Annotated in this window: 8 protein-coding genes and 1 pseudogene; 8 read left to right on the forward strand and 1 reads right to left on the reverse strand. The window is 60.6% G+C overall.

The features are described from left to right. Nucleotides 1-2 precede the first annotated feature (2 nt). The 6 genes from CW360_RS11760 to CW360_RS16830 are packed head-to-tail and all read left to right on the forward strand — an operon-like array spanning nt 3 to nt 5,731. On the forward strand, nt 3-1,733 hold the full coding sequence (locus tag CW360_RS11760) for a carbamoyltransferase family protein (RefSeq protein WP_101193840.1): 1,731 nt from the start codon (nt 3-5) through the stop codon (nt 1,731-1,733). 3 nt (nt 1,734-1,736) lie between these two features. After that, on the forward strand, nt 1,737-2,789 hold the full coding sequence (locus tag CW360_RS11765; protein ID WP_101193841.1) for a glycosyltransferase family 9 protein: 1,053 nt from the start codon (nt 1,737-1,739) through the stop codon (nt 2,787-2,789). A gap of 13 nt (nt 2,790-2,802) precedes the next feature. After that, nucleotides 2,803-3,693 carry a glycosyltransferase family 2 protein gene (locus CW360_RS11770; protein ID WP_245874714.1) on the forward strand — a complete coding sequence of 297 codons (891 nt, stop codon included), beginning with the start codon at nt 2,803-2,805 and terminating at the stop codon, nt 3,691-3,693. A 1-nt stretch (nt 3,694) separates the two neighbouring features. After that, the gene (locus CW360_RS11775; RefSeq protein ID WP_101193843.1) at nt 3,695-4,657 is read left to right on the forward strand and encodes a glycosyltransferase family protein; all 963 of its coding nucleotides are present in this window, start codon (nt 3,695-3,697) and stop codon (nt 4,655-4,657) included. Then, complete coding sequence (locus tag CW360_RS11780) at nt 4,657-5,520, forward strand: glycosyltransferase family 2 protein (RefSeq protein WP_101193844.1); 864 nt, start codon at nt 4,657-4,659, stop codon at nt 5,518-5,520. Before CW360_RS11775 ends, CW360_RS11780 begins: the two co-directional genes overlap by 1 nt. 4 nt (nt 5,521-5,524) lie before the next feature. After that, nucleotides 5,525-5,731: a hypothetical protein gene (locus CW360_RS16830; protein WP_157825297.1), complete on the forward strand. Its 207-nt coding sequence runs from the start codon at nt 5,525-5,527 to the stop codon at nt 5,729-5,731. On the opposite strand, the pseudogene CW360_RS11785 reads toward CW360_RS16830, so the two are convergent. Further along, nucleotides 5,697-6,326, reverse strand: a pseudogene (locus CW360_RS11785) (IS30-like element ISPa59 family transposase); the annotation flags it as partial. The gene CW360_RS16830 and the pseudogene CW360_RS11785 sit on opposite strands and share 35 nt — an antisense overlap. A 71-nt stretch (nt 6,327-6,397) precedes the next feature. Between CW360_RS11785 and tnpB the strand changes: the two are divergent. Both tnpB and tnpC read left to right on the forward strand, forming a co-directional pair. Next, nucleotides 6,398-6,757, forward strand: coding sequence for an IS66 family insertion sequence element accessory protein TnpB (gene tnpB, locus CW360_RS11795; RefSeq protein WP_058151328.1), 360 nt, complete (start codon nt 6,398-6,400; stop codon nt 6,755-6,757). Nucleotides 6,758-6,776: 19 nt separating this feature from the next. After that, the coding region (tnpC, locus tag CW360_RS11800) for an IS66 family transposase (RefSeq protein WP_101193244.1) at nt 6,777-8,229 on the forward strand (1,453 nt) is incomplete at its 3' end.

The raw sequence follows: 8,229 nt of genomic DNA on the forward strand, positions 1-8,229 counted from the left end.
CTGTGGCACTGACTATTCTCGGCCTGTCCGGCGCCCTCAGTCACGACCCGTCCGCCGCCCTGTACATCGACGGCAAGCTGATTGCGGCCGTCGAAGAAGAGCGCCTGGTACGCGACAAGCACGCGAAGAACCGCATGCCCTACGAGGCTGCCAAGTTCTGCCTGGAGCAGGCCGGGATCAAGCCGGCGGATGTTGATGTGGTGGCGATCCCCTTCGCGCCGATCAGCATTTTCGAGAAGGCCCGCTGGCAGTACGCCAAACGCTACTGGTACGCCCCGGACCGTGCGCTGGACGCCATCCTGATGGGCAACCGTCGCTATTACCGCTACAAGAAGCGCATCGAGTGGTGCCTGCAGCAGCTCGGTTTCGACCTGAAGAAGGTGAAGATTCAGCCGGTCGAGCACCACCTGGCGCATGCCTCCAGCGCCTATCACTGTTCGGGCTTCAAGGAAAAGACGGCAATTCTCGGCATCGACGGCAAGGGCGAGTACGCCACCACCTTCTTCGGCTACGGCGAGAACGGCAAGATCCACAAGATCAAGGAATTCTACGATCCGGACTCGCTGGGTGGTCTGTACGGCGCGATCACTGAGTTCCTCGGCTTCGAGATGCTCGACGGCGAGTTCAAGGTGATGGGCATGGCGCCCTACGGTGACGCCGCCAAGTATGACTTCTCGCGCCTGGCCACGTTCGAGAACGGCGAGCTGATCATCAACACCGAGTACGCCAACGTCATCGGTTTTCGCCGCTACAAGGAAAAGGGCAAGGGCTATTACTTCTCGCCCAAGCTGATCGAATGGCTGGGTCCCAAGCGCGAAGGCGACATCGCCGATGATCCCTACATCCATTACGCCGCGGCCATGCAGGCGCTGTTCGAGAAGCTGGCCTTGGAAATGATGGATTACTACCTGGGTGACATCATCAGGCAGACCGGCAAGATTGCCTTTGCCGGCGGCTGCGCGCTGAACGTCAAGCTGAACCAGAAGATCATCGCCCGCGACGAGGTCAAGGAGTTGTTCGTGCAACCGGCTGCCGGCGATGCCGGTACTGCAGTCGGCGCCGCGGCCTATGTGTCCGTGCAGCGTGGCGTGCCGGTGGAAAAGATGGAGCATGTCTATCTTGGCCCGGCCTATTCCAACGAAGACATCATCGCCGCCTGCGCCCGCCATCCGAACAAGCCGGTGTTCCAGCAGATCGATGACGTCGAGCAGCGCATCGCCAAAATCATGGTCGACGGCAACCCGGTGGCCTGGTTCCAGGGGCGCCTGGAGTTTGGCCCGCGCGCGCTGGGTGGGCGTTCGATCATCGGCTGCCCGAGCATTCCCGGCGTGGCCGACCGGATCAACGAGCAGATCAAATTCCGCGAGCGCTGGCGGCCCTTCTGCCCGTCGATGCTCGACACAGTGGCGCCGCAGATGCTCAAGGTCGACCACCCGAGCCCGTTCATGACCTTCACCTTCGAGGTCAACGAAGAATGGAAAACCCGCGTCAGTGAAGTCGTGCACGAAGACGGTACCTCGCGCGCCCAGGTGCTCGAGCGTCAGTACAACCCGCGCTGGTACGACCTGATGGTCGAGCTGGAGAAGCTCACCGGCAATGGCGTGTCGCTGAATACCTCGCTGAACCGCCGTGGTGAGCCGATGGTCTGCTCGCCGACCGATGCGCTGAACATGTTCTACGGCTCCGACCTGCAGTACCTGATCATGGAAGACATCCTCGTGGTCAAGGAGTAACGCATGGGAGGCGGCGTACAAGGAAGTGTTGACGTGTCGCAGCATGATTGCCGGATAGCGCTGGTGCCGTCGATGGGGCTCGGAGATAGCCTGATCTACGTGCTACTGGCCGTTAATCTGGCGCGTGCGGGCTATCGCGTTACCCTGGTCAGTAATCACCTGGCTTACTTGGCAGAGTGGTTGCCGCAATTGGACATTTTGCCATTCCCACCGCCCGAGCAAACTGATCAGCTGCAAAGCCGCTACGATCTGGTGGTGGCTGACTGTGGCGGCATTGTGGCTGCAATCGACAAGCCAGCTGCAGAGCTGGCACAGCACTATGTGTTTGTTGGCACATTAAAAGTAAAGCGCGATTTCGTGTTCGACCATACAGAACGCGTGCTGGCGCGTTTTGGTGAGGAGAAGGCTGCTTGCCTGATGCCTCTTGCGCGAGCGGCAGGCCCGATACGCGTTATTGCGGATGACCGGGCCACCATGGTTGAACAGGTCGTTGCTTTTTGTCGTGAGCGACTGGGTGTTCTGCAAGCGAGTGATGAGCTGGGGTTGCGGTTGCCGGAGCATTACCAATACAGACGCCATCAGCGACGGGTAATGTTGCACCCGACGTCTTACAACCCCAAGAAAAACTGGCCGTGGCAAAAATACCTGCGTCTTGCGCGGCGTCTTCGCGCGAGTGGTTATGAGCCTGAGTTTGTCCTGTCTCCTAAGGAGCGAGGGCAGTGGGCCGGATTTTTCGAGGCAGAATTTCCTGTGCCTACTTTGGCTGATACCAAGGCATTGGCTATCTATCTCTATGAGTCGGGTTATGTAATTGGTAACGATTCGGGGGTCGGTCACCTGGCTTCGGCGTTGGGCATTCCGGTACTTACCCTTTATCGCAAGCGTCGCGATGGTTTTTGCTGGCGGCCGGGCTGGGGGGATAATGAAGTTGTTCGTCCCTGGCTGTCCCTAGGCGCCTTGCGCAAGGCGTGGATGTACTGTTTGAGCGTTTCGCGTGTCAAGCGGGCTTTTGATCGTCTGGCGGCTCGTCATGAGGTGCGCAGTGCCCATCACTAATACGACGCTTGATGTGCTTATTTCGGTTGTCATCCCGGCATACAACTATGCTCATTTGTTGCCGCGCGCTCTGGATTCGGTGCTCGGGCAACTGAGCGACGACGTCGAGCTGATCGTGGTGGACGATGGCTCGACGGACAATACGGCCGCCGTGCTCGCCGATTATCAGGCGCGTCATGCGGCACTGCAGGTGATCAGCCAGGTCAATGGCGGAGCTGCAGCGGCGCGTAATCGCGGCATCGCGAGCGCGGCAGGCCGCTACGTGCTGCTGCTGGATGCCGATGACGAACTGCTGCCGGGTGCCCTGGCCGCTCTGCGTGAGCAGGTGCTGGCCCAGCCGGCGCTGGGCATGGTGCTGGGTGCGCAGATTTCGGTCTACCCCAGTGGTCGCGAACGCCTGCGGATACCCCCTGCTGTTCCATCGGTCGCGCCACGCGCATTGATTCGCCGCTATCTGTTGCAGAAGCGCATCAGCATCTCGCATGGTTGTTCGCTGTTTCGTCGCGACCTGCTGTTGCAGCGTCCTTACCCGGTGCAGTTGCGCAGCGGTGAGGATATCGCGGTGTTTGCCTTTCTGCTGGTCAGTGCTCCGGTGGCGGTGATTGCCACGCCGCTGGCGCGCATCTACAAACATGCCGATAGCCTGCGACATAACCGCGACAAGGCCGAAGAGTATGCGCTGGGCATGGTGGAAGCGGTGTTTTCCAGCCTGCCCGCGGATTGCCAGTCATTGCGCCGGCGCTATACCGCACAGCGCTACCTTTCGCTGTTCCGCGCCGCACAAAATGCCGGCTCGCGTGGCGAGGCGCGTCATTTCTACGCCCGTGCGCTGCGCCTGAATCCCCTGCAGGCCTTGCGCTGGAGCTACCTGCGCAAGGCCTTGCGCCTGCTGTTCGGGGGCTGACATGCGTGTGCTGGTGCTGACCGCCGAAGCCCGTGTGCCGGATTTGTCTGCGGTCTATCAGAGCCTGCCGCGCTACCTGGATATCGACCTGCATGTGCTGGGCAAAGCGCAGCAGCGCCAGCTGCGTCGCTATCTGGCTGGTCTTGACCTGCAGAGCTACCAGCGCATCCTGCTCGATCTGCCTTTCAAGCACATGGTGGCGCAGGCAACTTTGTTGGCGCGCCTGCCCGGCCTGCTGATCTACGAAGAAGATGCCTGCCAGAACTATCTGGCAACCTCCAAGTGGCAAGGTGCTTTCAGTCGCTTCTACCGGCAGTTGCCGGCGGCCCGTCTGGTGGTAACCGGCGCGTCGGTCGCGCAACGCTTGCGCAGCGAAGGCTTCGATGCCCTGTTCATGGCCAAGGGCTACAATCCGCACCTGCTGTTCAATGAGCAACAGGTGCGTGACATCGAGCTGGGTTTCATCGGGCGTACTGCCAGCCGCGACTATGCTGGCCGCAAGGCGCTGCTGGACAGCCTGGCCGCGCTTGAGCCCTTGCAGCTGCTACGTACCGAGCCCGGCGCGGAGTATCGGCATATGCTCAACCGCATCCGCTATTTCGTCAGTGCTGATGTCGGCCTTGGCGAGTACATGGCCAAGAACTTCGAGGCGATGGCCTGCGGCTGCGTATTGCTGGCTTGGCGTCAGGGCAGCGAGGAAGAGGCCATTGGTCTGAAGCACGACGAGCATCTGCTGTTGTACTCCTCGCTGGACGAGTTGCGTGAGCACCTGGCCCGTCTGCGTCGGGAGCCACAGCTGGCCGAGCGCCTGGCCCGTGCCGGTCAGGCCTTCGTCGCCAGCCAGCTCAGTCATGAGCAGTTGGCCGAGCGTCTGGCCGCCGTATTGCAAGAGCCCTGGCCAAGCCTGCCGGTTGCCTCGCGCTGGCAGCGCTTTTGTTCTTTGTTCAAGCCGAGGAGAGGCTGATGCCACCTTCCAGCGAAACGCCCCTGGTCAGTGTGATCATTGCCTCATACAACCATGCCTCCTATATCGAGGCGAGCATCGAGAGCGTGTTACGGCAAAGCTATGCGCATATCGAGTTGCTGGTGGTTGACGATGGCTCGCGGGATGACAGTGTCGAGCGCATTCGTCGCCTGCAGGAGCAGCATGGCTTCGACTTCCGCGTACAGCAAAATCAGGGGTTGTCGCGTACCCTGAATGAGACCATCGCGCGTGCCCGTGGTAGCCTGATTGCGCCCTTTGGTTCCGACGACATCATGCTGCCGGAGCGGATTGCCAAGCAGGTCGCCTACCTGGCCGACAAGCCGCAGGTGGGTATTTGTGCGGGCAATATTCAGACAATCGACGAGCATGGTCAGCCTCGTGGGCTGCCCAAGGTGCTGCCGCTGCGCAGCCTGGACTTCGAGGATGTGTTTCTCGATCGCAAGCCGGGTGCGCCGGCGCCGACCCTGCTGTTTCGCCGCGAGGCGCTGGAGCGTGTGGGTGGCTTCGACCCGCAGATCCGTCTGGAGGATCTGCTGATCGAGTTGAAGATCACGCATGCTGGCTACCGCCTGGACATCCTGCCGGATGTGTTGGCGTTGTATCGGGTACACGCGACCAACACCTACAAGAATTACCGTTTCATGGTCGATAACGTGCTGAAGACCTATGCACAGTTCGCTGACCATCCGGCCTACCCGGAGGTGTGCGCACGTTTTCGCAATTCAATGCTGCTCAAGTGCGCGGCCAGCGACCCGCAGCTGGCCAGGGAGCTATTGGCCGGACTGCCACTGCATAAGTGGAATAGAAAGACGCTGCGTGGCATTTTGCGTTTCATGAGGTGAACGAATGTCTTTCTACTATAGTCGCTGGCGCAGCCTGACAGGGGTGGAGGCTCTTTTTTCAGAATGCTTTGCTGGTGATGATTATTATGTTTTTTGCGCTCAAGGGTTTGATCGCGCTGTGCTGGATAAGGCATTAGTTCATGACCTGGCGGTTGCAGGAGCTGAGTGCAACACGGTCATTGAATTGAAGCTGGAGCATCATGCCGCATAGTCATGGCCTTCTGCATCACCTCACCCATAACTTCGATGGGGCACTTGAAGTCGAAGCGCTTACGCGGTCGCATGTTCAGTTGCAGTGCAATAGCGTCGAGTTCTTCTTGGCTGTGTACCGACAAGTCCGTGCCCTTGGGCAGATACTGGCGGATCAGGCCATTTATGTTTTCGTTGCTGCCGCGTTGCCAAGGGCTATGCGGGTCGCAGAAGTAAATTGCCACCCCGGTCTGCTGGGTGATTTCAGCATGCCGCGCCATTTCTCGGCCCTGGTCGTAGGTCATGCTCTTGCGCATCGCCAGCGGCATGCCATTGAGCGCTGCACTGAAGCCTTCCATCGCCGAGGTCGCCGTCGCGTCGTTCATCTTTACCAGCATCAGGTAGCCACTGGTACGTTCCACCAGCGTGCCTACAGACGAGGCGTTGGCCTTGCCCTTGATCAGATCGCCTTCCCAATGCCCTGGCATCAGCCGGTCTTCGATCTCCGGTGGGCGCACATGGATGCTGACCATCTCGGGGATCTGGCCGCGTCGATCCACGCCGCCAGAGCGCGGCCGGCGCGTCGTCTTACTTTGGCGCAGGCAGAGTAAGCGCTCCATAAACCCCACCTGCCCATAGGCCGCAGATCATTGGATGCTGAGCTCCCGTTTTCACTGGAGTTCATCCCATGATGCGTCCCGATGCCAAGGTGCAGAAGGTCTACCTCTACCCAAAGCCCGTCGACTTCCGCAAATCCATCAACGGCCTGGCCGCCTTGGTCGAGCTGGACATCAAGGTGGAAGTGTTCAACCCGGTGCTGTTCGTGTTCCTCAATCGCACGCGCAGCCAGGTCAAGATTCTCTACTGGGAGCGCAACGGTTTCTGCCTGTGGCTCAAGCGACTGGAAGCCGAGCGCTTCAAGACCAAGCCCGATGCAGGCGACGAGGCCATCGAGCTGACGGTTGACGAACTGAACTGGCTGCTCGACGGAATTGACCTGTGGCGCAATCGTCCGCACCAGGTACTGACGCCGCGGTTCGTGGCCTGAGCCGGTATAATCCAGCGCCATGAAATTTGGCGCCGACAACCTTCCTAACGATCCCGTCCTGCTCAAGGCCTTGGTGCTGCAATTGCAGGAGCAGGTCGCCCTGCTGCGGCACAAGCTGTTCTCACCCAAGTCCGAGCGCAGCCCTGAAGATGCCGACTCACCGCAGCTGGCCATGTTCAACGAGGCCGAAGAGCTGGTCGAAGAGCCGACTGCCGAGCCAGCCGAAGCTGAAGCCGAAGAAGTCGTTGCGCCGATCAAGCGTCGTGGCAAGCGCAAGCCGCTGCCGGCCAATCTGCCGCGCGTCGAAGTCGTCCATGAACTGCCCGAGCACGAACTGACCTGCGCCTGCGGCGCCTGCAAGCAGGTGATTGGAGAAGAGACCAGCGAGCAACTGGAGATCATCCCGATGCAGGTGCGGGTTATCCGTCATATCCGCAAGACTTACGCCTGCAAGGCCTGCGAAACCGCACCGGTCACCGCCGACAAACCGGCCCAACTGATCGAGAAGAGCCTGGCTAGTCCCAGCGTGTTGGCGATGCTGCTGACCACCAAGTACGCCGACGGCATCCCGCTGTACCGTTTCGAGAAAATGCTCGGTCGCCACGGCATCGACATTCCCCGCCAGACCCTGGCGCGCTGGGTGATCCAAAGTGGCGAGCAGCTGCAGCCGCTGCTCAACCTGATGCGCGACAAACTGCTGGACTACCCGGTGCTGCACTGTGACGAAACCCGCCTGCAGGTGCTGCACGAACCCGGACGCGATCCCACCGCGCAGTCCTGGATGTGGGTGCAAAGCGGCGGGCCGCCAGATAAGCCGGTGATCCTCTTCGACTACACCACCAGCCGCGCGCAGGAGGTACCGCTGCGCCTGCTCGATGGTTATCACGGCTACCTGATGACTGACGACTACGCTGGCTACAACGCCGTGGCCGTGCAAGAGGGCATCGAGCGGTTGGCCTGCTGGGCGCATGCGCGGCGCAAGTTCGTCGAGGCGCAGAAAGTGCAGCCCAAGGGCAAGACCGGCCGTGCCGACATGGCGCTGAACCTGATCAATAAGCTCTACAGCATCGAACGTGAACTGAAGGACGCCAGCGATGCCGAGCGGCAGGCCACCCGAGTGCAACGCAGCCAACCGCTGCTCGATCAACTCAAGGCCTGGCTGGACAAGACCCAGCCGCAGGTTGCTGGGCAGACGGCTCTGGGTAAGGCCGTAAACTACCTGGCCAGCAACTGGGGCCGGCTGGTGCGTTACGTCGAAGGTGGAAACCTGCCCATCGATAACAACCGCGCCGAAAACGCCATCCGCCCGTTCGTCATCGGTCGCAAGAACTGGTTGTTCAGCGACACGCCCAAGGGCGCCACGGCCAGCGCACAGATCTACAGCCTGATCGAAACCGCCAAGGCCAACGGCCAAGAGCCTTACGCCTGGCTGCGCCACATCCTCGAACACCTGCCAACGGCACAGAGCGTCG

Origin of the sequence: Pseudomonas fluvialis (assembly GCF_002835605.1) — a bacterium.
GTDB classification, from domain to species: Bacteria; Pseudomonadota; Gammaproteobacteria; order Pseudomonadales; family Pseudomonadaceae; genus Aquipseudomonas; species Aquipseudomonas fluvialis.

What these genes read in the sequence shown, in the direction of transcription:
- CW360_RS16830 (WP_157825297.1), top strand. Translation starts at nt 5,525, where the DNA reads ATGTCTTTCTACTATAGTCGCTGGCGCAGCCTGACAGGGGTGGAGGCT.
- CW360_RS11775 (WP_101193843.1), top strand. Translation starts at nt 3,695, where the DNA reads ATGCGTGTGCTGGTGCTGACCGCCGAAGCCCGTGTGCCGGATTTGTCT.
- CW360_RS11780 (WP_101193844.1), top strand. Translation starts at nt 4,657, where the DNA reads ATGCCACCTTCCAGCGAAACGCCCCTGGTCAGTGTGATCATTGCCTCA.
- tnpB (WP_058151328.1), top strand. Translation starts at nt 6,398, where the DNA reads ATGATGCGTCCCGATGCCAAGGTGCAGAAGGTCTACCTCTACCCAAAG.
- CW360_RS11765 (WP_101193841.1), top strand. Translation starts at nt 1,737, where the DNA reads ATGGGAGGCGGCGTACAAGGAAGTGTTGACGTGTCGCAGCATGATTGC.